1 protein-coding gene is annotated in these 324 nt (G+C 46.6%); it reads right to left on the reverse strand.

Features of this window, described 5'->3' with window-relative positions; all coding sequences use genetic code 11:
- The coding region (locus tag AC1M9M_RS14850; protein WP_481596714.1) for an EF-Tu C-terminal domain-related protein at window positions 1-324 on the reverse strand (324 nt) is incomplete at both ends.

Below are 324 nucleotides of genomic sequence, written 5' to 3' on the forward strand. Positions count from 1 at the left end.
AAACGTAGACCTGGGTCCATTGCGATTGGGTGGATTAATTCTACTGACATTTCTACGTTGTCACCAGGCATAACCATTTCAACGCCTTCTTGCAATTGAATCGCGCCAGTTACGTCAGTCGTACGGAAGTAGAACTGTGGACGGTAACCGTTAAGGAATGGAGTGTGACGACCACCTTCTTCTTTAGAAAGTACGTATACTTCCGCATCGAATTTAGTGTGTGGCTTGATCGCACCTGGTTTAGAAAGTACTTGACCACGTTGTACGTCTTCACGCTTAGTACCACGTAATAAGATACCACAGTTCTCGCCCGCACGACCTTCG

It is taken from the genome of Acinetobacter sp. ANC_7503 (genome assembly GCF_056780035.1).